The following is a 23,822-nucleotide window of genomic DNA, read 5'->3' on the forward strand; positions in this document are numbered from 1 at the left end:
TCTGGAGACTGCGTATCGACGTGTCTGGAGAACGCGATCTGCATTGAGGCGGAGATGGTGAAAGCGCTTCGGGTTATGGCTTGTGCGCCCCTCGTGCGGCGCGCAAAATCGCGCTCCCGACCTGGAGGATGGAACATGACGATTCCGTACTTTGTCCTGACGCGCGATCAGCGCGAAGTTCCTCTGAATGTGCTTGGCACGCACGTCACCGTCCTGGCTTCGAATGCGGCAACCCAAAGCTATGGGATCACTTTTCAACAGGGTAGCGAGGGAACCGGCCCGCCGCCGCACAGCCACGATTGGGACGAATCCTTCTACGTCCTCGACGGCGAGATCGACTTTCACTGCGACGGGCGCGTTCACGCGTGTCAGCCTGGAACGCTCGTGCATGTGCCGCGCGGAACGGTGCACGGGTTTCAGTACGGCAAAGGTGGCGGGCGGATGCTGGAGATCACCGGGCAAGGCGCGTTGGCTGCTCAGATGTTTACCGCCGTTGACCACGAGATTCCAGCGGGGCCGCCTGATGTGCCGGCACTGCTGGCTGTTCTCGAGCGCCATGGGGTCACTGTGGCGGGCTGAGCGGCGCGCTGGGTTCGAAGAAATACGGATTGCTCTACAGCGAAGGGCACCTCCTTCTGCTTGCGGCGCCGCCCGGGCGCGGCGAGTGTCCGGGCGTGGGCCGATTGCTTTCCAAGCTTGTACGATGCACTTCAACCCAGGGGCGTACGCTCCTGCGCGGCACCAGCAAGAAGGAATCCACGTTGAACCAGAGTGCGAACCCTGTCCCCGATGAAGACACTGCCCCCGATGCGCCTACCGTGTTGGTCGGAGCCGGTGCCGCCAAGCCCTTCAATGAAGAGCAACGTCTCGCGGCCCTGCACCGCTACCAGGTGCTCGACACCACTGCAGAGCAGGCATACGACGATGTGACGACGCTCGCGTCGGCCGTGTGCAAGACGCCGATCGCGCTCATCTCGCTCATCGACCAGGACCGCCAATGGTTCAAGTCGCGCGTCGGGCTGGGGGTCAGCGAGACGCCTCGCGAGCTCGCGTTTTGTGCCCACGCCATCCTGCAGCCGGACGAGGTGTTCGAGGTGCGCGATGCCCAACTGGATCCGCGTTTTGCCGGCAGCCCGCTGGTGACAGGCGAACCCGGCATCCGGTTCTATGCGGGTGCACCGTTGGTCACCGCGGACGGGCTCCCGATCGGCACCGTCTGCGTGATCGATCGCGAGCCGCGCGCCTTGGCGGCGTCAGAACGCAAGGCGCTGCAGTCGCTCGCCCGACAAGTCGTCGCGCAGCTCGAGTTGCGGCACGCCATGGCCGGCCTGGAGCTCGAGAGCATGACCGATCCGTTGACGTCGCTGTGGAACCGCCGCAGTCTGGACCGGCGACTGCACGCGGCCTGGAATCTCCATGTCCGCGAGGCCGCACCGCTGAGCCTGCTGATGATCGACCTGGACCATTTCAAGCGCATCAACGACGCCCACGGTCATCCCACCGGCGATCGGGTGCTGGTGCAGGCCGCGGCCATCATCCGCGACCAGATCGGCCACGACGGCCTCGCCGCCCGCTTTGGCGGGGAAGAGTTTTGCGTCGTGCTGCCAGGCATGGATGCCGGGACCGCACAGCAACGCGCCGAGCAGTTGCGGCGCGCGCTCGAGGACGCGTCCTGGCCCGATGTCAAAGTCACTGCCAGCATCGGTGTCGCGACCGCCACGGCTGACGAAGATGGTTCACCCAACGTGATGCTCACGCGCGCGGACCGCGCGCTGTATGTCGCCAAGCGGGACGGCCGCAACCGCGTGCGCCACTTCGAGGGTTGGTCCTGATCGCGCCCCCTCACCTGCCCTGAGGCGGCGATGCCAAGCATTCCCCTCAGGACGTGTGGCGCTTGCGCATCCGCACTTCCACCTCACGCGTCGCGTTGCGCAGCAACTCGATGATCACCTGAGTCCGGCGCTGGTTCAGGCGCTGCGTGAGAGCCGCCACGCTCAGGGCACCGACCGCATGGCCCATCGAGTCGCGGAAGGCGACGCCCACGGCACGCACTCCGAGGCTCACGCGGTTCTGGATGACTGCCGCGCCGTCCGCGCGTGCTTGAGCGCATGCCGCGTCCAGATCCGACGCGGTGAGCTTCCCGAAAGCGGACAGATTCGGCGTCACGCGCTGGATGATCTCCAGTCGCTCCTCTTCGCCGATCGCTGACAGGATCGCGAGCCCACCCGCACCCACGCCCAGCGGTCGCCGGCTGCCGACCTCCAGCACCAATGCGCGTATCGGGAACTCGCCTTCGCGCCGGTGCATGCACACCGCGTCGAAGCCGCTGCGCACCACCAGGTAGACCGTGTCGCCGGTCTCCTGCGCGAGCGAACCCATCGCGCCGTCGCACAGGTCGCGGATGTCGTGCATGGTCGAGCCGGCCACGCCGAGCTCGAAGGCGAGCGCACCGAGCCGGTATCGGCGGGTCTGTGCGTCGTGCACCGCAAGGTTCTCGGCAATCAGTTGCGCCAGCACGCGGTGTGCCGAGGGATGCGGCAACTGTGCCTTGGCCGCCAGTTCGGTCAGCGCCAGGCCCTTGCGGCCGGCAGTCGCCAACAGCTTGAGCAACGCGACACCCCGCTTGAGGGAGCCTGCATCGGAAGTTGTTTTCGTGTTCATCTATCGGACAGATACCTGTTTTGTTTTCAGCTATTAGAAAACAATCCGGTCAGCAGCGCGCACAGCCATTCCGATAAACGGACATAAGGCGGAAGCGCTGCCAAGCCTCGACGAGATTCGGCCCGACCGACCCACCAGGAGACAACGACATGAAATTCCAGAACAGCTTTCGCTGGATCGCCGCCGCGCTCGGCGCGGCCTGCCTGCTCGGCGCCGCGGGCGCGATTGCGCAAGGCGGCAAGGTGCGCATCGCCGTCGTCACGCCATTGACCGGCCCCCTTTCGGTGGTGAACGGTCCGGGCCAGAACGCCGCGCGCATGCTGGCCGACGCCATCAACAAGGGCGAGCTGCCGGCACCGTACAACACCGGCAAGGGGATGGGCGGCAAGGAAGTCGAACTGATCTTCCTCGACGAGAACGGCGGCAACGCGAAGCAGGTCGCGGAGTTCCGCGGGCTGGTGGAGCGGCAAGGCGCAGACGCGGTGATGGGCTTCGGGTCGGCCGCCACCTGCGTGGCGATCGCACCGGTGGCCGAGGAACTCAAGGTCCTCACGGTGATGTCCACCTGCGCAACGCCGCGCATCTTCGAGGACGGCAAGTACGAATACGTCTTCCGCACGACGGGCTCCACCACGATGGACAGCGTTGCGCTCGCGCTGTACGCGCAGGCCCGCATGCCGGCCGCAAAGACGGTGGGCCATATCAACCCGAACTACGCGTTGGGGCAGGATGCATGGCGCGATTTCAGCGCCGCGCTCAAGTCGGTGAAGCCCGGCATCGAGGTGGTTGCCGAGCAATGGCCGACGCCGGGTTCGGGGCAGTACGCGGCGGAGATCTCGGCGCTCGCCACCAAGAGGCCCGACATCATTCACACGTCGATGGCCGGTGCCGACCTGGAGGCGTTCTTCACCCAGATGCGCCCGCGCGGCCTGCATGAGCGCTCGAAGATCTATGCGCCGCTGCTCGAACTGTCCATGTACCGGATGGGCGCACAGGTTCCAGACGGCGTGGTGTTCACCGCGCGCGGCACCAACGGGCTGTTCGCGCCCAAGTCGGCGCTCAACGACTGGTTCACGGCCAACTACCAGGGCCGCTACAAGGACGCGCCGGTCTACACCGCCTACCAGTACACCAATACGCTGCTCGCGCTCAAGGCCGCCTACGATAGCGCAGCCAAGGCTGGCGCCACCGGCACGCCGGCCCTGATCAAGGCGCTCAAGGGCCGAAGCATCGAGACCCCGAGCGGCACCATCCGCCTCGCGTTGGGCAACGGCCACCAGGCCATCCAGGACATGGCCGTCGGCGAGGCCTTCTACGACGTCGAGAAGAAGACGGTATCGGTGCGCAATGCCATGCGCTTTCCGGCCGAATGCGTGAACCCGCCCGAGGGGATCAAGAGCGAGGCCTGGCTGGCGGGCGGAATGGCGGGGCGCAAGTGCGAAGGCACGGTCGCCGCCAAGTGATCCGGAACCTTGGCTGACCGACCATGTCGACACTGCTCACCATCCTCATCGACGGCCTGATCTACGGCGCCTGGCTCTTTCTCGTGGCCGCCGGGCTCACCCTGATCTTCGGCGTGATGAAGGTCCTGAACATCGCGCACGGCAACCTCTATGCCATTGGCGCGTATGTCGCCGCCACGGCCATGGGCTACTGGTTCGCCGACCGACCGCCCTCCTTCGCCGCCTTTGCGATCCAGCTCGGCACGGCCGTGGTCGCCGGCACCGCGCTTGGGCTGGCGCTGGACCGCGGCGTGCTGCGCCGCCTGCGGGGGCGCGACGAAGTGTCGCTGGCGCTCGCGACCTATGCGCTGCTGCTGGTGCTGGACGACGTGATCCAGTTCGTCTGGGGCACCTCCGCCTATCCGGCCAGCGCACCCTACGGCCTGCTGGGCAGTTCGGAGATCAACGGCCTGCGCTTCAACAACTACGAGTTCGTGCTGCTCGCCGCCGCGGCCGCGGTGGGGCTGCTGCTGTGGTGGCTGCTGCAGCGCACGCACACCGGGCGCTGCCTCGCGGCCATCATCCGTGATCCCGAGATGTCGGCCGCCATGGGAATCAACGTCGAGCGGCTGTACCTGGCGACCTTCATGCTCGGGGCGGTGCTTGCCGCGCTCGGCGGCGCCCTGACCGCGCCGATGATCCAGGTGGCGCCGGGCCTCGGTGCCGAGGTCATCGTCGTGACCTTCGCGGTGATCGTGATCGGCGGCATGGGCAGCATCCCGGGCGCCGCCGTCGGTGCGCTGGTCGTCGGGCTGGCGCGCGCCGCAACCATCCATCTGTTCCCCTTTGCCGAAGTGTTCATCGTCTATGCGGTGATGGCACTCGTGCTCGCCGTCCGGCCCGAGGGCCTGTTCCCCCAAGCCGCGCTGAGAAAGATATGAACTCCCTTCGCCGAACCGACGCATCCCTCCTCGGGCTGCTGGCCATGTTGTGCGCAGCCGCCTTCATCGCACCGAGCTGGCTGATGAGCCTGCTGGCCGTGGCACTCGCCAAGGGCCTCGTCGCACTCGGGCTGCTGCTGCTCCTGCGCGCCGGCCTGGTGCCCTTCGGCCACGCGCTCTACTACTGCCTGGGCGGCTATGTCGCCGGCCTGGGCACGCCCTGGCTCGGCATCCGCGACACCCTGTTGCTGCTTGCGCTTGCCAGCCTGCTCTCCGGCGGCGTGGCCTTCGTCGCCGGCTTCCTGATGCGGCGCTACCGAGGCATCTTCTTCGCGATGCTGTCGATGGCGCTGTCGATGATCCTGTACGGCGTTCTGCTCAAGTCGCAGAGCCTGGGCTCATCGGACGGCTTCACGGTGGCGCGTGCATCTTTCTTCGCTGTGCAGACGGCGGGCGTGGGCGCGATCCGCTCCGTCTACCTGCTCACGGCGGTGGTCACGCTGCTCGCTGCCTGGGGGGTTTCGCGCTACCTGACGACGGCCATGGGCCACGTCGGCCCCGCGATCCGCGAGAACGAGGTTCGCGTGGCGTACCTCGGCTGTTCGCCCAGCCGGGTGATCCACATGGAGTACACGGCCTCCGGTGCGCTGGCCGGCGGCGCGGGCGCGCTCGTCGCCATCCTGGTCGGCCAGGTCGATCCGGGCATGGGCTTCTGGATGACCTCCGGCGAGTTCGTGTTCATCGCGATCCTCGCCGGTGCCGGCGGCATCTGGGGATCGCTGGCCGCGGCCTTCGTGCTCGAAGGCATCCATGCGCTGGCGTTCGAGTACGCCCCGCAGTACTGGAAGTTCGTGCTCGGTGCGACCCTGCTGCTGCTGATCGTGCGCTTTCCGAGCGGGCTGTCCAGCATGCTGGCGAATCGCGCCGGGGCCCGCTCATGAGCACGGCACCGCTGCTCGAAACGCGCGGGCTCACCATCCGCTTCGGTGCCGTCGTGGCCGTGAACAAGGTCAGCGTGCGCATCGACAGGGGCGACGTCGTGGGCCTGATCGGAACCAACGGCGCGGGCAAGACCACCTTCCTCAACATGGTGACCGGCTACCTGCGCCCGACCGGCGGCGAGATCCTGCTCGACGGCCGCAGCACGCTGGGGCGCAGTCCGCGCGAACTCGTGGCGCACGGCATGGCGCGTTCGTTCCAGGTTCCGCAGCTCTTCCCCGAAATGACGGTCCGCGAGCACCTTCTCTTCGCCCTGGCGCTGGCCGACGGCTCCACAGGCGGCTTGCTGAAGCCGCTGCATTCCGCACAGCGCCAGGCGCGCGCCGACGAGGTGCTCGGGCGCTTCGGCCTGCAGGCCATCGGCGAGCGGCCGGTCAACCTCGTTCCCCAAGGGCAGCGCAAGCTGATCGATATCGCCATGGCCCTGTCGCTGAAACCGAAGCTGCTGTTGCTCGACGAACCCACCAGCGGCGTGTCCTCCGCCGAGAAGATGCCGTTGATGGAGGTCGTGTTCGACGTCATCCGCGCGAGCGGCGTCACCGTGCTCTTCGTGGAGCACGACATGGACGTGGTGCGCCGCTACGTGACGCGCATCCTCGCCTTCCGCGACGGATCGATGATCGCCGACGGCGCCCCCGGCGAGGTCATGCGCGACGCCCAGGTGGCTTCGGCGGTGCTGCGCGGCAAGGCGCCTGCCGCCCTCGCAAGGGCAGGTGCCGCATGATCGAGACGCGCAAGCTTTGCGTGGCTTTCGGGCCCGTATCGATCCTGGAGCAGGTCGACCTGGATGCACCCCCTGGCGCGGTGCTGGGCGTGGTCGGCCACAACGGCGCAGGCAAGACCACGCTGATGCGCACGCTGATCGGCGCGCTGCCCGTCGCCTCGGGCGAAGTCCGGCTCGACGGCATCGATGTCACCGGCTGGCCCAGCCGGCAGCGTGCGCGGCTGGGCATCGGCTACATGCCCGAAGACCGGCGGCTGATTCCCGAGCTGACGGTCCGGGCCAACATCGAGCTGCCGCTGGAGGTTGCCGGGCTTGCCGGCGCCGAGCGCAATCGCCGCGTGAGCGGCGCGCTCGACATGATCCCGGAGCTCGCACCGCTGATCCAGCGGCGCGGCAACCAGCTTTCCGGCGGGCAGCAGAAGCTGGCCGCGCTGGCACGCGCCATCTGCCAGGGCCAGCGCCTGCTGCTGCTCGACGAGCCTTTCGAGGGCGTCGCGCCGGCGCTCGTGCAGCGCCTCGTCGAGGTGCTGCGCGCCCTTCGGCGCCAGGGCCCGACCATCCTGGTCACCGACTCCGAGGGCGCGAACCTCGAGGGCCTGTGCGATCGGCGCTTCACCATCGAACGCGGCCGCATGCGGCCGGACGACTCCCTCCATCACAACCCAGAGGCTCTTCCGTGAACACGTCGCAAGACTATGACTACATCGTGGTGGGCGGCGGCTCCGCCGGCTGCCTGCTGGCCAACCGCCTGTCCGCCGATCCGTCGCAGCGCGTGCTGCTGATCGAGGCCGGTGCGCGCGACAACAGCATCTTCATCCGCATGCCGGCCGGCTTCAGCCGCGTGTTCGGCACGCACCGGATGTGGGACTACCAATCCGAGCCGCAGGCCGGCCTGGGCGGCCGTACCGCCTTCGTGCCGCAGGGCCGCACGCTGGGCGGCAGCGGCTCCATGAACGGCATGATCTACATCCGCGGCGATCGCCAGGACTACGACGACTGGCGCGACGGCGGCTGCAGCGGCTGGGGCTACGAGGACGTGCTGCCGTGGTTCCGCAAGTCCGAGGGGAACCAGCGCCTGTCCGACGCGTACCACGGTGCCGCTGGCCCCCTCAAGGTCATCGACACGCCCTACCGCCATGCGCTCAACGCGGCGTTCGTGCGCTCCGCGCAGGAGATCGGCCTGCCGTTCAACCACGACTTCAACGGCGCCTCCCAACTGGGCGCCGGGTTTTATCAGATCACCTCCTTCGAAGGCGAGCGCGGCAACACGGCGCGCTTCTTCCTGCGCCCCGCGATGGGACGCCCGAACCTCGAGGTGCGCACCGACCTGACCGCCGCCCGCGTGCAGTTCGACGGCACGCGCGCCACCGGCATCGAGTGTCTGGAGAGCAAGGGGCATCACGCCGCCGTTGCCTTCCGCGCCAGGCGCGAGGTGATCCTCTGCGCGGGCGGCCTGGGCAGCGCCAAGATCCTGCTGCAGTCGGGGGTCGGGCCGGGCGCACAGCTGCAGGCGGTCGGGGTTCCCCAGGTGAAGGAGCTGGCCGGCGTCGGCCGCAACTACCAGGACCACCTCGAAGTGCCGGTGTATGGCCAGACGCGCGAGCCGATCAGCCTCTTCGGACACGACCGCGGCCTCTCGGCACTGCGGCACGGCGCGCAGTGGGTTCTTTTCAGGAGCGGCCTGATGACCTCGAACGTGGTCGAGTCGGGTGGCTTCTTCGACACCGATGGCGACGGTCGCGCGGACATCCAGTTCCACGTGCTGCCGGTGCTGGTCGGCGATGCGGACCGCGCGCCGCCGATGGTGCACGGCATCACGCTCAACCCCTGCCAGCTCGCACCGAAGTCGCGCGGCGAATTGCGGCTGCGCAGCAGCGACCCGCTCGACCTGCCGTGGCTGGATGCCGGCGCGCTGGCCGACGAGGACGACGTGCGCGTGCTGCGCGAAGGCGTGCGGCTGGCGCGCCGGATCCTGGCTGCGCCGTCGCTCGCGGCGCTGGTGAGCCGGGAGATCGAGCCGCTGCCCGAGTTCGCCGGCGATGACGACGCCGACATCGATGCCCGGGTGCGCCACTACGCCAAAACCGTCTATCACCCCGGCGGCACCTGCAAGATGGGGACCGATGCCATGGCAGTGGTCGACCCGCAATTGCGCGTGCACGGCCTGCAGGGACTGCGCGTCGCCGACGTGTCCGTCATGCCGGCCATCCCGCGCGGCAACACCAACGCCGGCACGATCATGATCGCCGAGCGGGCCGCCGACTTCATCCAATCCGAAAGGGCCTGAGCATGCTTCAGAACAACCTGGGGCTGCTGGGCGCAGCCACCCGCACGGCACTTGAACAAGAGCCGCGCGTCTTCATCGGCGGTGAGTGGCAGACCATCTCGAACAGCCTGCCGGCAGTGGATCCGAGCAGCGCGATACCGGTCTCCCGCATCGCAGCCGCCGGCGCGGTGCAGGTCGATGCGGCTGTGCGCGCCGCACGCGCCGCCTTCGAAACCGGCCCCTGGCCGCGCATGCGTGGCGCCGAGCGGGAAGCCCTGCTGCGCCGGCTCGCCGACCTGATCGAACGCGACCGCCAGACGCTGGCCGAACTGGAGGTGCTCGACGTCGGCATGCCGATCTGGATGGCGCGCGACCTGAACGTCGGTGGCGCGATCGGCGTGCTGCGCTACATGGCCGGGTTCGCGGGTCGCGCGAACGGCCGCACCGTCCAGGTCGGCGTGCCGATCCCGGAATCGGCCTTCTTCGGCTACACGCAGAAAGAAGCGCTGGGCGTGGTCGGCGCGATCATCCCGTGGAACGTGCCGCTGATGATGTCGGTGTGGAAGCTCGCACCCGCGCTCGCGGCGGGCTGCACCGTGGTGCTCAAGCCGTCCGAGGAAGCCTCGCTGAGCGTGCTGTACCTCGCAGGGCTCGTACGCGAGGCCGGCTTCCCAGCGGGTGTGGTCAATGTGGTCACCGGCACCGGCCCCGAGGCCGGCGCGGCGCTCGCGGCGCATCCAGGGCTGGACAAGATCACCTTCACGGGCTCGACGCGCAGCGGCATCCAGGTGGCGCTGGCCGCCGCGCGCAACGTCACCAAGGCCACGCTCGAACTGGGCGGCAAGTCGCCGCAGATCCTCTTTGCGGACGCCGACCTGGATCAGGTCATCCCGGGCATTGCCGGCAGCATCTTCCTCAACTCCGGACAGGTGTGCGTGGCGGGGTCGCGGCTGTACGTGGACCGGCGAATCTACGACGAAGCCGTCGACCGGCTGGCGCGGCACGCCGACGCGATGCGGCTCGGCCCCGGCCTGGCACCCGATACCGAACTCGGGCCGCTGGTGAACGCCCGCCAGCAGCAGCACGTGCTCGGGCACCTGGACGCCGCCCGACGCGCCGGCGCCGAGCTGCTGACCGCCGACCCACGCATCGATGCCGCGGGCTTCTATGTGCGCCCCAGCGTGATCGCGGTGGCGGACCAGGCCGCCTCCATCGTGCGCGAAGAGCTGTTCGGCCCCGTCATCACGGCCACGCCGTTCGACAGCGTGGACGAGGCCGTGCACATGGCCAACGACACCGACTACGGCCTCTCCGCCTGCCTGTGGACGCGAGACCTAGCGACGATGCACGCGGTGGTGCCGCGCATCCGCTCGGGCAAGGTGGCCGTCAACACCGAACCGATGCCCTGGCCGGGGCTGCCGGAAGGCGGCCGGGGCGCGTCGGGCTACGGGCGCGACCTGGGCGAGGAATCGTTCGAGTCGTTCCTGGAGACCAAGTCCGTGCTGGTCCGCTACGCCTGAGCTCTTCATTCCCTAATGCGAACCATCAGCAAACCATCATGACTTTTTCACAGCCCGGCGCATCCGATGCGCTGAACGGCAAGGTCGCCGTCATCACCGGCGGCAGCAGCGGCATCGGTGCCGCCACTGTCCGATTGCTGGCCGCATCGGGTGCGGCGGTGGTCATCGGCTTCAACCAGGGCGAACAACGCGCCGAGCTGCTGCGCAGCGAGCTGCCCGGCGATGGGCACCGGACCCTGCACATGCCGCTGGCCGACAGTGGCGCGCATGCGGCGCTGGCGGATTCGCTGCGGGCCGCATACGGCCGCATCGATGTCCTCGTGAACTCGGCCGGCTTCACCCAGCGCATTCCGCACGCCAGTCTCGAGGCACTGACGCCCGAGCTCTTCAATGAGATCCTGCTGGCCAATGCGGGCGGGCCGTTCTCGATCATCCGCGCGCTGATGCCCCTGCTGCGCGCCTCGGGTGCCGCCACCGTGGTGAACGTGTCGTCGGTCTCGGCCTTCACCGGCCTGGGCAGCAACATCGCCTACTGCGCGGCCAAGTCGGCGCTGGACACGATGACGGTGTCGCTGGCGCGCGCCTTCGGCCCGGCCGTGCGTTTTCTCAGCGTGTCGCCGGCCTCGGTCGACACCGATTTCGTCCAGGGGCGCAACCGCGAAGAGCTGGAGGCGAAGGCTGCGGCCACGCCGCTGGGGCGCATCGTCACGCCGGAGGACGTCGCGCTTTCGGTGCTGGCTTGCGTGACGCACCTGCGCACCGCCACCGGCACGCGCATCGTGATCGACGGAGGGCACAGCCTGTGAACCCGATGCTGAATGCCACCCACGACCCGGCCCTGCGCAGCTGGGTCGCCTCGGCCAATGGGGCCGGTGCCGAGTTCCCGATCCAGAACCTTCCCTTCGCCGTGTTCCGGCCGTTGGACGGCAACGGGCCGCCGCGCTGCGGCGTGGGCATCGGCGACCGCATCCTCGACGTCGGCGCTTGTGCGCAGCACCTCGACGGACTCGCCAGGACGGCCGCGCTCGCGTGCCGCGCCCCGGCGCTGAACGACCTGATGGCGCTGGGCGCACCGGCCGCTTTGGCCTTGCGCGCAGGCGTGTCGCAACTGCTGGCCGAGCGCGCCGACTCCGAGTCCGATCGTGACGCCGCCAGCCGCGCGCTGCTGGGCCTGGACGAGGTGCAACTGCTGATGCCGGTGAAGGTCGGCGGCTTCACCGATTTCTTCGCGTCGATCCACCACGCGACAAATGCCGGCCGCCTGTTCCGCCCCGACATGCCGCTGCTGCCCAACTACAAGCATGTGCCCATCGCCTACAACGGCAGGGCCAACAGCGTGCGGGTCAGCGGCGCGCCGGTGCAGCGCCCCTTCGGCCAGCTCAAGGGGCCGGGCGATGCGGCGCCGCGCTTCGCACCGGCCCAAAGGCTCGACCACGAGGTCGAGCTCGGCGTCTATGTCGGCGCTGCGTCCACGCAGGGACGGCCCATCGCGATCGGTGATGCATGGCAGCACGTGTTCGGCTTCTCGCTGCTCAACGACTGGTCGGCGCGCGACATCCAGGGCTGGGAATACCAGCCCCTGGGGCCGTTTCTCGCGAAGAGCTTCGCGACGACGGTGTCGCCCTGGGTGGTCACGGCCGAGGCGCTGGCGCCCTTTCGCGTGCCGGCAGTGGCCCGGCCCGCGGGCGATCCCTCGCCTCTTCCCTACCTGTGGGACGACGCCGACCAGCGCCACGGGGGGCTTCGCATCGTGCTCGACGCCCACCTTCGCAGCGAACGGATGGCCGCTGGCGGCCTGCCGCCGATGCGCCTGTCGCGCTCCGACACCGGCCTTCTCTACTGGACGGTTGCACAGATGCTGGCGCACCACACGAGCAATGGCAGCGCGCTCGACACCGGCGACCTGCTGGGCTCCGGCACCGTGTCGGGCGAGAGCGCCGATGCGCTCGGCAGCCTGCTGGAGATCACATCGGGCGGCAGCCGGCCGCTCATGCTGCCCGGCGGCGAGCAGCGCACCTTCCTTGCCGATGGCGACGAAGTGATCCTCAGCGGCCGCTGCGAATCGCCGGGCCACGTCGCCATCGGCTTCGGGCAGTGCAGCGGCATCGTGCGTGCCGCACGGAATTGATCCACAGGAGAACAACGCATGATCGTCGAACAGAGAACCTATACGACCCATCCCGGCAAATGGCGCGACTACCTCGCGCTCTATGAAGCCGAGGGACTGGAGATCCAGAAGCGCATCCTCGGCCGCATGGTGGGCTACTACCGGTCCGAGACCGGCACGCTGAGCCAGATCGTCCACATGTGGGCCTACGAAGACATGAACGAGCGCACGCACCGGCGCCATGCGCTGATGGCGGACCCGGGCTTCAAGGCCTATGCCGCGAAGATGCTGCCGCTGCTGCAGAACCAGGAGTCGCGCATCCTCGTGCCGGCCGATTTCTTCGCGCCGCGATGGCAACAGTGACCCGCACCATGCAGGAAGACACATCCATGGCGCGCAACGAACCTGCCGCAATGGCCTACCAGAGCGGCTTCGGGAACCAGTTCGCGAGCGAGGCCCGCCCGGGCGCGCTGCCGGTGGGCCGCAACTCGCCGCAGCAGGCGCCCCTGGGTCTGTACGCGGAGCTGCTGTCGGGGACCGCGTTCACGGCCCCCCGCGAACACAACCGGCGGACCTGGATGTACCGCATGCAGCCCAGCGCAATGCACGACGCCTTCGTGCGGATCGACGACGGACGCTGGCGCAGCGGCCCGTTCAACGAGGCCGAGACGCCGGCGAACCGCCTGCGCTGGGATCCGTGGCCGATGTCCGGCGAAGCGGCCGATTTCGTCGATGGCATGGTCACCATCGCAGGCAATGGCGATGCGCATGCGCAGACCGGCTGCGCCGTGCATGTCTACCTCGCCAATCGCTCGATGGAAAAGCGCTATTTCATGGACTCGGACGGCGAGCTGCTGATCGTTCCGCAGGCGGGCGCGCTGCTGCTGCACACGGAGCTCGGAAAGCTGCATGTGCAGTCGGGCGAAATTGCGCTCGTGCCCCGTGGCATGCGATTCAGGGTCGAGCTGCCCGAGGGCGATGCGCGCGGCTATGTCTGCGAGAACTATGGCGCGCCGTTCCGGCTGCCGGAGCTCGGCCCGATCGGCTCGAACGGCCTGGCCAACGCCCGGGACTTCCTTGCGCCGGTTGCGGCCTTCGAAGCCGACACGGGTCCGGTGCGCATCGTCAACAAGTTCCTCGGCCATCTTTGGGAAGGCGGCCAGCCGCACTCTCCGCTCGACGTCGTCGCATGGCATGGCAACCTCACGCCGTGCAAGTACGACCTCGCGCGGTTCATGGCGATCGGCACCATCAGCTTCGATCATCCCGACCCGTCGATTTTCACCGTGCTCACGTCAGGCACCGACACGCCGGGGGTGGCGAACTGCGACTTCGTGATCTTCCCGCCGCGCTGGCTCGTGGCCGAGGACACCTTCCGTCCCCCATGGTTCCATCGCAACGTCATGAGCGAACTCATGGGCCTGGTGCGCGGCGTCTATGACGCCAAGGCGGAGGGTTTCGTCCCCGGCGGCATGAGCCTGCACAACTGCATGCTGCCGCACGGCCCCGATGCCGCGACGTTCGACAAGGCAAGCGCCGCGGAGCTCGCCCCCCACCGCATCCGGGACACGCTGGCCTTCATGTTCGAAAGCCGGCATGTCTTCAGGCCCACCGCCCAGGCCCTGGCCGCCAGCAACCTGCAGGCCGGCTACGACGCTGTCTGGCGGGGCTTCATGCCCGGCCATCGGTAAGTCAACAAAAAAAGGAGATAGACATGGTTCAGATCAGCAGACGCAGCTTCGTGGCCAGCGCGGCCGGAAGCTTGCTGGTGCCCCCGGCGCTCGCTCAACATGACAGGTACCCCGCGCGCCCCCTCCAGTTGACGCACGGCTTCGGTGCGGGCGGCAATGCGGACGTGGTGTCCCGTCTCTTCGCGCAGAAGATGCAGGACGTGCTCAAGCAGCCCGTGGTGGTCGACATCAAGAGCGGCGCGGGCGGCACCATCGCCAGCGACTACGTGGCCAAGTCGAAGCCGGACGGCTACAACCTCGTCATGCTGACCGGTGCGCACACCGTATCGGCCGCGCTTCGCAAGTCGCTGCCCTTCGACGCGGTGCGGGATTTCTCGTTCATTTCCACCGTGACGAGCTTTCCCTTCGTGATCGCGGTGCGCGCGGAGCATCCTGCGCAGAACCTGCAGGAACTGCTCGCGCTCGCGCGGAAGAAACCCGAAGAGGTGACCTTCACCTCCGTCGGCGTCGGCTCCACTCAGCACATGGTGGGCGAACTGCTCGGCGTAACTGCCAGCGTCAAGCTGCTGCACGTGCCCTACCGCGGCGGCGGGGCGCCGGTGCAGGCCGTGATCGCTGGCGACGTGGACGTGCTGGCCGATACGCTCACCGTCGCCTCGCCGCACATCAAGTCGGGGCGGTTGCGCGCGCTCGCCGTCACCAGTGCGCAGGCTTGGCCGTCGATGCCCGGGGTCCCGCCTGTATCGGCTGTGCTGAAGGAATTCGAGGTCCGTTCATGGCTGGGTCTCGCGGCCGCAGCCGGCACGCCACTGGAGATCGTCGATCTGCTCAACAAGGCGGTCAGGACGGCAGCGGAAGCCCCACCTGTCAAGACCACGCTGTTCAACTTGGGGAGCGAGTCTGCGCCGTCGTCGTCGGTTCAGATGACCGGCATGGTCAAGCAGGAGATCGAACGCTGGCGCTCTGTGGTCGCCAAGGCCGGAATTCAGCCGCAATGAGCGCCACCGCTCTCATCCGAGTCGTCGGGCTGTGCGGCAGCCTGCGAAGCGCTTCGTACAACGCCATGGCGCTGGGGCTTGCCGGTGATTGCATGCCGGCGGACATGACGATGGAAGTGCTCGATTGGCGAGCGCTCCCGGCCTTCGACGCGGATCTCCTGGCACGCGGCATGCCCGATGCCGTTGCGTCGCTCGTCGCGCGCATCCGCAGCGCCGATGCGGTGCTGATCGCCACGCCCGAATACAACTTCTCGGTACCGGGAATGCTGAAGAACGCTCTCGACTGGGTGTCGCGCGCGGAAGACCAGCCCTTCCGGCGGAAGCCAGTCGCAATTTTGTCTGCGGCGACCGGCCCTCTAGGGGGTGCACGTGTGCAATACGAACTGCGCAAGATCCTGCTGTTCCTCGATGCCCTGGTCTTGACGAAGCCCGAGATTTTTATCGGTCACGCGTCCTCGAAGTTCGATCCGCAGGGGCGCTGCACCGATGCGACGACACGCGATTTCGTGACCGCGCAGATGACGGCATTCCAACAGTGGTGCATCGAGACCCGTGCGATGCAGGTCGGGGCTGGGACAGAGCGAACGGTATGGAAGTAGCGACGAAGATTCTTGTCTGGCGAAGACCTGGCGGATCGCGTAGGGAATTAGGGCGGCGCAGGTTTCCGTACACGCGGCACTTGTCCGCGTTGGAGAAAGCTGTACAGCCGCTTTAGCGCCCGAAGCAGTCACAAGGACGACTCGAAAGCAGTCCTCCGACTGATGCAGCGTGACCCTTCAGTTGCCACCATGAACTAGCAGAAGGCATGCACACTGACGAGAAATCGACCTCGATCTCCAGCGGCGACGCACGTTCAGCGCCCGTCGCTGCTCGACAACTCTCTCACTCGACGACTTGGTGAATTGAGGTACGTCGTACGTGAAAGTTGGGAGACCTTGGCTTGCTGCAGTAGATCGGCCGTGGCCTGAGCGAACTGCTCCACATCAAAGCTCTTCGGCCGTCGCTTAGCTTGCGTAATTCTGTGGACCGCGATTCGCAACGCATCTGCATACGCAGTGAGTTGTCCTTTCGGCGTGAGATTTTTTATCTCGTGCCAGTCGAGCTGGCCAACACTCCAGACCTCTTTGACCTTGTGCCGGTACGACACGTACCCGTCTGCCTTTGCAAAGAAATTGCTGTGGCTCCACGATGCGAAGTCCGCCACCTCAAGCAATAGAACAAATCCTTCAATGGATGAGCCGAATGACATGGGGAGGAGAGAGTCGCTCAAGTGCGCGTCGATGGCCGGCGTGTAGAGCTTCCATCGGCCCTTTTCCGTCTGCCAGTGCTCGGCCGGCCATGCATTGCTCTGTGCCTTCTGTGCACCCAGGTGCAGCACCTCGATGCCGGCGGTGAGGAAAGTTCGAAAGCGCATGTGTTCACTCCTCCTGGCTGGACTCGGCTGACTGGTTGTTGTCCGAGACTGGTTTGGTGCGCCCGCGCTGCGTGAGGCGGGGCTGATGTCCGGCCCTGGCCGATAGTACCCATCCACGATGGGTGCACCAACCGCCCGCAACCAATCTAAGCCGACATCGAAACACCAAGCGAGCGTCTGCCCGTAGTCGATCTACGTCAGCCCGGCATACCGCTCGGAGACCTGTCCGCCACCGAATTTCAATCTCCTCAGCCGCCACAACTCCCCGCAATCCACTCCCTCACCCACCGATGCCCCGCATCCCGATGCCGCCTCTCATGCCAAAGCATCGCCATCTCGTACCCCGGCACTTCCAGCGGCGCCTCCACCACGCGTAGTCCCGGCGCGCCGCGCGCCAGCCGCTCGGGCAGCATCGCCACCATGTCGGTCTCGGCCAGCACCGACATCATGAAAAGAAAGTGCGGCACCGACAGCGCCACGCGCCGCGCCAGTCCCACCTGCGCCAGCGCATCGTCCGTCGGCCCGATAAAACCGCCGCCGCTCATCGACACCACCACGTGCTCCATCGCGCAGAACTGCGCGAGCGTCGGCCGCCGCTTCAACCGTGGATGCCCTACCCTCCCCGCCAGCACATAGCGCTCGTTGAACAGCACCCGCCGATGCAGCCCAGCCGGCGCGCCCACACTCGTGTGAAAGAACAGATCGATCTCCCCGTGCTCCAGCTGCCGCGCCATGCGCGAGGGCACCGCCTCCACCACGGCCAGCCGCGTATTCGGCGCTGCCTTGCGCAGCCCGGCGAGCGCCGGCAGCAGGATCGCCGACTCGGCGTAGTCGGCCGCGGCCACGCGCCAGGTGGTGGTCGCCTCGGCGGGGTCGAAGGGCTTGGTGGGCGCCACCGCGCGGCCCAGTGACTCCAGCGCTTCGCGCAGGGGCTCACGCAGTTCGTCGGCACGCGCAGTCGGCCGCATGCCGCGTTGCGCGGGCACCAGCAGCGGATCGGCGAACGCCTCGCGCAGCTTGGCGAGCTGCACGCTCACCGAGGGCTGCGAGAGGTTCAGCCGCTCGGCGGCGCGGGTGACGTTGCGCTCGGCGAGCAGCACATCGAGCGTGATCAAGAGGTTGAGGTCTAGGCGGTTGAAATTGTTCATGGCAATGGCTGGAATTCGAACTATTCATTTCCAATATATCGCCACCGCTCCTAACCTGCGTGCATGTTCTTCATTCCACAGGCAAATCAACCGTGAAAGTCCTTCTCGTCCACGCCCACCCCGAAGCCCGTTCGCTCAACGGTTCGCTCAAAAACTTCATGCTGGAGCGCCTCACGCAAGCCGGGCACGAAGTGCAGGTGTCCGATCTCTACGCGATGCAATGGAAGGCGCCGCTCGATGCGGCGGACTTCCCGCACGTCGAGCCCGGCGCGCATTTCGATCCGGTGCTCGATTCGCTGCGCGCCTTCGAAGATGGCACGCAGCCCGAAGACATCGCCGCCGAGCAGGCCAAGCTGCTCTGGGCCGATGCGGTGATCTTCCAGTTTCCGCTCTGGTGGTACTCGATGCCCGCGATCCTCAAGGGATGGGTCGAGCGCGTGTATGCCTATGGCTTTGCCTATGGCATCGGCGAGCATTCCGACACGCACTGGGGCGACCGCTTCGGCGAAGGCACGCTGGCGGGCAAGCGCGCGATGCTGGTGGTCACCACCGGCGGCTGGGCGCCGCACTACAGCCCGCGCGGCATCAACGGGCCGATAAACGACCTGCTGTTTCCCATTCACCACGGCATCCTCTACTACCCGGGCTTCGAGGTGCTGCCGCCGTACGTGGTGTACAGCACGGGCAAGGTCGATGACGCGGCCTATGCGCGGATCACCGAAGAACTCGGTGATCGTCTCGATGCACTGTGGACGACGACGCCCATCGCCTTCCGCCCGCAGAACGCGGGCGACTACGAGATTCCCGCCCTCACCCTGCGGCCCGACGTTGCGCCGGGCCGCACCGGGTTCGCGGCGCATGTCTCGGATTGACTAGGGCAGCACCGGGTTGGCCGCTGCGTTCGCAATCGCCGCATCGGCATCGACGCGCAGCATGAAGCGCCTGGCCACCAGGTCGTTGGCCGCGTTGGTCACTGCCGCGACGTAGCCCGCCTGGTCGGTGTAGCGCTCCTGCAGCGAGAGCCGCGGGTCGGTCGTGCCGGCGCGTTGCGCAGTGGTCTTCACGAACGGAAAGTACGCACCGAAGAGCCCCGCCTGGTCGATGGTCCCGGGCTTGTTCGTGTAGTTCCAGCCGGTGTTGGTGCCAACGGGCACGGCCACGTCGATGCTGCGGATGCCGGCAATGTCGTTGCCATCCGCATCGACCTGCGGCACGAGGATCGCGTAGTCGCGGCCGAGGTACGCGGGCGGCACCTGGGTGGCGATGCCGGTCTCGTCCTGCGGGCGATAGTTCGGGCCCCAGTCGAGCAGCGAATAGGTGTTGACCAGGCCCGTGTAGTTCGCGCCCGGAACGGCAGGAAACTTCACCTGCGCCGGGCGCACGAGCGTGGCGTTCGCGATCTTGGGCACCTGGCTGTCGGGCGGCGTGGTGCCGCTCACGACCCATTCCTCGAGGTTCTGGTACAGGGCGCGCACCACGGGGATGACGCTCGTGTTCGCGTTGGTCGTATAAAGCGCGCCGGCACTCGCGCCCGGCAGCGAGGCCAGGCCCAGCAGGTGGTGCGTGCTCGCGTAGTAGTAGATGCGCGCGTTGGCCGGCTGCACCAGGTCTGACGTGCCCCACGCATCGGTGAGCAGCGGCGAGCCTTGCAAGGTCCAGAACTCCGTGCCGCTGAAGCCGATGAAGAGCTTGGGGCAGGTGCCGCTCGCCTCGCAGCGCGAGAGGATGCCGCCGCGGCGCTGGGCCACGTCGTCCACGTAGTCCTTCGAGAGACCGCGCGTGCCGGCCTGGCCGAAGGCCGTGTGGTCGGTGCGCACGCCACCACCGCCGCCGGGAATGGAGAAGCGCATGTTGATGTTGGTCTGCCGCGCCGCGATCTGCGCGAACACGCCGTCGAACACCTTCTGGCCCGCACGGTCCTCGTTGAAGCCGAGGTGCACGAAGGTCTTCATGAAGTTGCCGCACTGCGAGACGCCCGAAGCGATGGTGTTCTTGATCGCCGCGGCCACGGGGTTGGCCGTGCCTGCCGCATCGCTCGCGTCGCGATGGAAGAAGGTGATCATGTCGCGCAGCGCCGCGAGGCCGAGGCCCATGACCTTCGGATCTTTCGCGATGTAGACCAGCTCGTACATGTAGGCCGGGTCCCATTTGTCCTTCAGGCACACGTTGGTCTCATCGGGCGTGCCGGGGAATGGCGCGCTCGCGCCGCATTTGGCGAACTTCCATTCGCTCGCGGGAATGAGCTGGCGCGCATCGCCCTCGTTGATGCGGCGCGTGAGCACGTAGCCGGGCTTGGTGTTGTCCAGGCTCGCGGTCGCGTAGGCCTGCATCGCGGCGTTGAAGGGGCCACCGGGCAGCGGCAGCGAATCGTTCGTCGCCACCGTGGGCAGCAACTCAGCGCGGTAGGGGCCGGTGATGGTGCTGCCATCGGCATTCTTCGCGACCGGCACGTTGAGCGTGAGCTTGCCGGCGGCTGCGGGCACGTCGCCCTGCCACGCGGCCGTGAGGAACACGTAGCCGCGCGAGGCGAAGTACGGATCGAGGTTGACGATGTTGCCGCGGTTCGGTGCGTCGTAGCGCAGCACGCCGCTGGCCTTCGTCATGTCCTTGGGTTTGAAGAGCACGAAGTCCGACGTGTACTCGACCTTGCCGTTGGCGTTGAGCGGCGCGAGCTGCAGGTCTTGAATGATCGCGTTGCGCGCGTCCTTCGGGTCGACCTCGCCGGTGAAGGTGCCGCTGATCTTTTCGTAGGCGCCCGCCGCGCCGAAGGTGCCGGGCACGTCTTCGGTCTTGCTGATGGCGAGCTTGAACTTCGGCGCGGTGGCGGCCGGCGGTTGCGTGGTCGGTGGCGGGTTGCCGGCGATGGGCGGCAGCACGAAGCCCCCGCCTCCACCGCCGCTTCCGCCGCAGGCGCTCAGAAAAAGGGCGGCCGAAGCCACCGTGGCAGCCGCAAGGCTCCAGCGTTTCATGGTTTGTCTCCTGTATTTTTAGGGGTCGATCAATAAGCAACCGTCCGGGCTGGGCTTGTCGAAGCTTTGCGCGGCGCTTCGACAAGCTCAGCGTGAACGGATGTGCTTTTTCAAAAGCACATCCGTCATGGGGCGGCCGGACAGGCCGGCTGGGTCACTCGGCTTCGATGCCGGCGGCCTTCACGATGCGGCCCCACTTCTGCGATTCGCCGGCCTGGAACTTCGCCAGTTCCTCGGGCGAGCTGGTGAACACCTCGGTGCCGGTCGGTTCGTAGAACGCGGTCTTCGCCGACTCGCTCTTCGCGGCCTTCACGAGCAGTTCGTTCAGGCGCTTGACGACGGCAGGCGGCGTTTTCGCGGGCGCATAGGCGGCGAACCAATAGCCCATCTCGTAGCCCTTCACGCCGGCTTCGGAAATGGTGGGCACGTCGGGCGCGAGCGGCGAGCGGCTGGCGCTCGACATGCCCAGCGCACGCAGCTTGCCGCCCTTGACCTGCGGCAGGCCCGTGGCGGTGTCGGTGATCATCATGTGGATCTGCCCGCCGAGCAGGTCGGTCACGGCCAGCGTGTTGCTCTTGTAGGGCACGTGCAGGAGCTTGATGTCGGCCATCTGCTGCAGCAGCTCGCCGGCCATGCGGCTGGACGAACTGCCGCTGCCGAAGCTGTACTTGCCCGGCTCCTTCTTCGCGAGCGCGACGAACTCGGCCACGGTCTTGGCGGGGAAGGACGGGTTCACCACCATGATCTGGCCGCCCTTGCCGAGCGCGGCGATGGGAGCAAAGTCTTTCACCGGGTCGTAAGGCAGCTTCTTGAAGAGGTGCTCGTTGGCGGCGTGCGTGGTGTTGGTGGTGATGAGCACGGTGTAGCCATCGGCCGGCGCCTTGGCGACGTTCTGCGAAGCGATGAAGCCGCTCGCGCCGGCCTTGTTGTCGATGATGACGGGCTGCTTGGTCTCGGCCGTGATGCTGTTGCCGAGCGCGCGCGCGATCTGGTCGGTGGCGGTGCCGGCCGCGAAGGGCACAACGAAGGTGATGGACTTCTCGGGGAAGGCCTGCGCGTGGCTCAACAGCGGGGCCAGTGCGAGTGCGGTAGTCAGTACGGCGAGGGGAAATCGTTTCATTGTTTTGTCTCCGGATGGATGAGTAGTAAGAAAAAAAGGAACGCCGTCGCTACGGTCCCGCGAGCAGCGCCTCGAGCGCGCGCGGTATCTGGATCGGCATGTCGAGCAGCAGGAACGAGAGCGCCTTGCCATGCGCATCGAGGTTCAGCGCATCGTTGACGCCGCCGTCAAGCACCGCATCGAGCACGAAATTCATCGCGTGCAGCCTGGGCAGTACGAAGCGCTGCACGTGCGATGGCGCGCGGTGGCGGAATTGCGCGGCCACGCGCTCGGGCGTGAGCTGTTCGAGCAGCAGCGGATAGAACTCGGCGCGCCATGCGATCACGCTGATGTTGGAGCGGTCGCCCTTGTCGCCGGTGCGGCCGTGGGCTGCACGGTAGAGCGGGACTTCGATCATGTCGTCTATCGCGTTCATGCCAGCGCCTCCGCGTCGAGCAGCTCGAAGCGCACCGGTACCGATTCGCGCGGCAGCAGGCACGAGAGCGTGTTGAGCCGTGGCGTGAGTGCAGTGCGCACGCCGCCTCCGCCTGCCGGTCCGCAGGTGTAGAGCGCCATCACCTCGCGCGCGAGGCGCTCGGCCTGTGCGCGGTCTGCATGTGTGGCGGCGACGCGCAGGCGCACATCGCGCAGGCCCCTGTCGGGTGTGTCGGCGAGCGCGCGGCCGGCGTCGTCGCCGAGGATGCTCAGTGCGCCGATCAGGTCGACGCGCACCGCGAGGCCGTCGAGCCGCTTGCGCAGCACGTCCGCCGCGAGACGGGCGCGGGCTTCGGCGCGCGGGCCGGCATAAGAGATCTCGCCCTCGGCCAGCCAGCCGCCTTCGTGGCAGACGTTGACCTTGTAGTGACTGGGCCGCGCATGGCCGCGCACGCCGGAAAGTTCGACACGGTCCTTGCCGGGCAGCGCGCGCACCTCGGCTTCGGCGATGTCGGCGATCACGTCGGGCGTCAGGTAGGCGGCCGGGTCGTGTACCTCGTAGAGCAACTGCTCCTTCACCGTGGCTTCGCTCACGAGGCCGCCGGTCTTGTCGGCCTTGCCGATGGTGCAGTGGCCGTCGGCGTCGATCTCCGCAATCGGGAAACCGACCACTTCGAGCCCGGGCACATCCTTGTAGCCCGGGTCGGCAAAGTAGCCGCCGCAGACCTGCGCGCCGCATTCGAGCAGATGGCCGGCCATGGTGGCGCGGCCGAGGCGGTGCCAGTCGTCGGCGCGCCATCCGAAGTGGGACATGGCCGGACCGACGGTGAGAGACGGGTCGGCCACGCGGCCGCACACAACGATCTGCGCGCCTGCATCGAGCGCGGCGGCAATGGGCTCGGCGCCGATGTATGCGTTGGCACTGACGATGCGCAAGCCCTCGACCTGCGGGCCGAGCGCATCCTTCAGCAGCGCGCGATGCTCGGTGCCGGAAAGGTCATCGCCCTCCACCACCGCGATGCGCGGCGCCTCGGCACCCAACTCGCGCGCCATGCGGGCGATGTGTCGCGCCGCTGCCCGCGGGTTCGCCGCGCCGAAGTTGCTCACGATGCGGATGCCGTGCGCAAGGCAGCGCGCGAGCACGGGCCGCAGCATCGCATCGAGCAGTGGCTCGTAGCCTGCCTCGGGGTTGTCGCGGCGGCGCAGTTGCGCGAGTGCCAGCGTGCGCTCGGCCAGCGTCTCGAAGATCAGAAAGGCGCGCTGCCCGGCGGGGCCATCCGCAAGCCGCGCGATCAACGTATCGACCACCGGCCCGGCCGCATCGGTGCGGTCGCCGGAGAAACCAGCCGCGCAGCCGATCAGCAAAGGGGGCAGTGATTGGGCATTCATCGAGGTGCAATGTAGGCAA

General features: G+C 67.5%; 23 protein-coding genes. 16 read left to right on the top strand and 7 right to left on the bottom strand.

Annotated features, from left to right (window positions below; genetic code table 11):
* Nucleotides 1-135: 135 nt before the first annotated feature.
* Nucleotides 136-579 (top strand): cupin domain-containing protein, encoded by a 444-nt coding sequence (locus VARPA_RS18960; RefSeq protein ID WP_013542205.1) that lies wholly within the window; start codon nucleotides 136-138, stop codon nucleotides 577-579.
* A 29-nt stretch (nucleotides 580-608) separates the two neighbouring features.
* Nucleotides 609-1,832 carry a GGDEF domain-containing protein gene (locus tag VARPA_RS18965; protein WP_234974782.1) on the top strand — a complete coding sequence of 408 codons (1,224 nt, stop codon included), beginning with the start codon at nucleotides 609-611 and terminating at the stop codon, nucleotides 1,830-1,832.
* A 46-nt stretch (nucleotides 1,833-1,878) separates the two neighbouring features.
* On the opposite strand, the gene VARPA_RS18970 is transcribed toward VARPA_RS18965, so the two are convergent.
* Nucleotides 1,879-2,661, bottom strand: a complete 783-nt coding sequence (locus VARPA_RS18970) for an IclR family transcriptional regulator (protein ID WP_013542207.1) — start codon at nucleotides 2,659-2,661, stop codon at nucleotides 1,879-1,881.
* A 149-nt stretch (nucleotides 2,662-2,810) separates the two neighbouring features.
* Here VARPA_RS18970 and VARPA_RS18975 point away from each other — a divergent pair, with 149 nt between their 5' ends.
* Genes VARPA_RS18975 through VARPA_RS19035 form a run of 13 tightly spaced genes read left to right on the top strand, consistent with a single transcriptional unit; the run spans nucleotide 2,811 to nucleotide 15,948 of the window.
* Complete coding sequence (locus tag VARPA_RS18975; protein WP_013542208.1) at nucleotides 2,811-4,124, top strand: ABC transporter substrate-binding protein; 1,314 nt, start codon at nucleotides 2,811-2,813, stop codon at nucleotides 4,122-4,124.
* Between the two features lie 23 nt (nucleotides 4,125-4,147).
* Entirely contained in the window at nucleotides 4,148-5,044 is an 897-nt protein-coding gene (locus VARPA_RS18980) for a branched-chain amino acid ABC transporter permease (protein WP_013542209.1), read from the top strand.
* Nucleotides 5,041-5,985 (top strand): branched-chain amino acid ABC transporter permease, encoded by a 945-nt coding sequence (locus VARPA_RS18985; protein ID WP_013542210.1) that lies wholly within the window; start codon nucleotides 5,041-5,043, stop codon nucleotides 5,983-5,985. Before VARPA_RS18980 ends, VARPA_RS18985 begins: the two co-directional genes overlap by 4 nt.
* On the top strand, nucleotides 5,982-6,767 hold the full coding sequence (locus VARPA_RS18990; protein WP_013542211.1) for an ABC transporter ATP-binding protein: 786 nt from the start codon (nucleotides 5,982-5,984) through the stop codon (nucleotides 6,765-6,767). Before VARPA_RS18985 ends, VARPA_RS18990 begins: the two co-directional genes overlap by 4 nt.
* Nucleotides 6,764-7,447 carry an ABC transporter ATP-binding protein gene (locus tag VARPA_RS18995; protein ID WP_013542212.1) on the top strand — a complete coding sequence of 228 codons (684 nt, stop codon included), beginning with the start codon at nucleotides 6,764-6,766 and terminating at the stop codon, nucleotides 7,445-7,447. The genes VARPA_RS18990 and VARPA_RS18995 overlap by 4 nt, the downstream gene beginning before the upstream one ends.
* Nucleotides 7,444-9,054 (top strand): GMC family oxidoreductase, encoded by a 1,611-nt coding sequence (locus VARPA_RS19000; protein ID WP_013542213.1) that lies wholly within the window; start codon nucleotides 7,444-7,446, stop codon nucleotides 9,052-9,054. Before VARPA_RS18995 ends, VARPA_RS19000 begins: the two co-directional genes overlap by 4 nt.
* 2 nt (nucleotides 9,055-9,056) lie before the next feature.
* Nucleotides 9,057-10,553, top strand: a complete 1,497-nt coding sequence (locus tag VARPA_RS19005) for an aldehyde dehydrogenase family protein (RefSeq protein WP_013542214.1) — start codon at nucleotides 9,057-9,059, stop codon at nucleotides 10,551-10,553.
* Nucleotides 10,554-10,591: 38 nt separating this feature from the next.
* On the top strand, nucleotides 10,592-11,359 hold the full coding sequence (locus VARPA_RS19010) for an SDR family NAD(P)-dependent oxidoreductase (protein WP_013542215.1): 768 nt from the start codon (nucleotides 10,592-10,594) through the stop codon (nucleotides 11,357-11,359).
* Nucleotides 11,360-11,364: 5 nt separating this feature from the next.
* The gene (fahA, locus tag VARPA_RS19015) at nucleotides 11,365-12,681 is read left to right on the top strand and encodes a fumarylacetoacetase (protein WP_144299012.1); all 1,317 of its coding nucleotides are present in this window, start codon (nucleotides 11,365-11,367) and stop codon (nucleotides 12,679-12,681) included.
* A gap of 18 nt (nucleotides 12,682-12,699) precedes the next feature.
* Nucleotides 12,700-13,023 carry an NIPSNAP family protein gene (locus VARPA_RS19020; protein ID WP_013542217.1) on the top strand — a complete coding sequence of 108 codons (324 nt, stop codon included), beginning with the start codon at nucleotides 12,700-12,702 and terminating at the stop codon, nucleotides 13,021-13,023.
* Between the two features lie 26 nt (nucleotides 13,024-13,049).
* Nucleotides 13,050-14,351, top strand: a complete 1,302-nt coding sequence (gene hmgA, locus VARPA_RS19025) for a homogentisate 1,2-dioxygenase (protein ID WP_013542218.1) — start codon at nucleotides 13,050-13,052, stop codon at nucleotides 14,349-14,351.
* Nucleotides 14,352-14,374: 23 nt separating this feature from the next.
* The gene (locus tag VARPA_RS19030; RefSeq protein ID WP_013542219.1) at nucleotides 14,375-15,349 is read left to right on the top strand and encodes a tripartite tricarboxylate transporter substrate binding protein; all 975 of its coding nucleotides are present in this window, start codon (nucleotides 14,375-14,377) and stop codon (nucleotides 15,347-15,349) included.
* A complete protein-coding gene (locus VARPA_RS19035) occupies nucleotides 15,346-15,948 on the top strand; it encodes an NADPH-dependent FMN reductase (RefSeq protein WP_013542220.1) in 603 nt (200 codons plus the stop codon). Before VARPA_RS19030 ends, VARPA_RS19035 begins: the two co-directional genes overlap by 4 nt.
* 254 nt (nucleotides 15,949-16,202) lie before the next feature.
* On the opposite strand, the gene VARPA_RS19040 is transcribed toward VARPA_RS19035, so the two are convergent.
* Both VARPA_RS19040 and VARPA_RS19045 read right to left on the bottom strand, forming a co-directional pair.
* Nucleotides 16,203-16,763 (bottom strand): hypothetical protein, encoded by a 561-nt coding sequence (locus tag VARPA_RS19040; protein ID WP_013542221.1) that lies wholly within the window; start codon nucleotides 16,761-16,763, stop codon nucleotides 16,203-16,205.
* A 248-nt stretch (nucleotides 16,764-17,011) separates the two neighbouring features.
* Nucleotides 17,012-17,911 carry a LysR family transcriptional regulator gene (locus tag VARPA_RS19045; protein ID WP_013542222.1) on the bottom strand — a complete coding sequence of 300 codons (900 nt, stop codon included), beginning with the start codon at nucleotides 17,909-17,911 and terminating at the stop codon, nucleotides 17,012-17,014.
* 92 nt (nucleotides 17,912-18,003) lie between these two features.
* On the opposite strand from VARPA_RS19045, the gene VARPA_RS19050 reads away from it, so the two are divergent.
* Nucleotides 18,004-18,783 (top strand): NAD(P)H-dependent oxidoreductase, encoded by a 780-nt coding sequence (locus VARPA_RS19050; protein WP_013542223.1) that lies wholly within the window; start codon nucleotides 18,004-18,006, stop codon nucleotides 18,781-18,783.
* Here the strand turns inward: VARPA_RS19050 and VARPA_RS19055 are convergent, their stop codons facing one another.
* The 4 genes from VARPA_RS19055 to VARPA_RS19070 form a co-directional block, all read right to left on the bottom strand.
* Entirely contained in the window at nucleotides 18,784-20,880 is a 2,097-nt protein-coding gene (locus VARPA_RS19055) for an alpha/beta hydrolase domain-containing protein (protein ID WP_013542224.1), read from the bottom strand.
* A gap of 154 nt (nucleotides 20,881-21,034) precedes the next feature.
* Complete coding sequence (locus tag VARPA_RS19060) at nucleotides 21,035-22,000, bottom strand: Bug family tripartite tricarboxylate transporter substrate binding protein (protein ID WP_013542225.1); 966 nt, start codon at nucleotides 21,998-22,000, stop codon at nucleotides 21,035-21,037.
* 49 nt (nucleotides 22,001-22,049) lie between these two features.
* On the bottom strand, nucleotides 22,050-22,415 hold the full coding sequence (locus tag VARPA_RS19065) for a hypothetical protein (protein WP_013542226.1): 366 nt from the start codon (nucleotides 22,413-22,415) through the stop codon (nucleotides 22,050-22,052).
* Nucleotides 22,412-23,803 (bottom strand): acyclic terpene utilization AtuA family protein, encoded by a 1,392-nt coding sequence (locus VARPA_RS19070; protein ID WP_013542227.1) that lies wholly within the window; start codon nucleotides 23,801-23,803, stop codon nucleotides 22,412-22,414. Before VARPA_RS19070 ends, VARPA_RS19065 begins: the two co-directional genes overlap by 4 nt.
* Between the last annotated feature and the right edge of the window lie 19 nt (nucleotides 23,804-23,822).

This window comes from Variovorax paradoxus EPS, assembly GCF_000184745.1.
In the GTDB taxonomy this organism is placed as follows: Bacteria; Pseudomonadota; Gammaproteobacteria; order Burkholderiales; family Burkholderiaceae_C; genus Variovorax; species Variovorax paradoxus_C.